The organism is Croceicoccus esteveae, assembly GCF_031846435.1.
Lineage (GTDB): Bacteria > Pseudomonadota > Alphaproteobacteria > Sphingomonadales > Sphingomonadaceae > Croceicoccus > Croceicoccus esteveae.
This window is the reverse complement of sequence record NZ_JAVRHS010000034.1, coordinates 1-464: the sequence shown is the minus strand read 5'-3', so window position 1 is coordinate 464 and position 464 is coordinate 1. Positions and strand designations below refer to the sequence as shown.

1 pseudogene is annotated in these 464 nt (G+C 61.4%); it reads right to left on the bottom strand.

The window, feature by feature from the left end:
* Positions 1–388 (bottom strand): annotated as a pseudogene (locus tag RM533_RS13630) (transposase); the annotation flags it as partial.
* Positions 389–464 lie beyond the last annotated feature (76 nt).

Sequence of the window (464 nt, the reverse complement as noted above, 5' to 3'; positions counted from 1 at the left end):
CCTGCCAGCGCGTGGATCCTGATTGTCAGACCGCCGCGGGAACCTCCCATGCAGCGATCTGGATCCCCCTTTTTAGAGTTGCACCGTGCTGGTGAACCCGAATGGAAGAACTGTCGATCATCACCAGTTCGCCGTCAAGGCTTGGAGAAACCGCCGCCAGCAGCCCGCCCCACACACCCGCCTTGCGCCAGCGGACGAAGCGATTGTAGCAGGTGGTGTGCGGGCCAGCGCTCCCGAACATCCGCCCGGGAACTGCCGGTACCAAACCGCCACAACATCCCGTGGATCACCCGCCGATCATCACACGCGGCACGCCACGTGGCTTGTTCGGACGCGGCGGATCGATCACTGCCCGCTCGAAATCTGTCAGTTCAAAACGGCGACGCATTGGCAAGGCTCCTGCCCAGAGCCTTCAATCAACCTCCAACGCCTCGCGCAACTCAGTTTATGAGTTTACTGCCTAG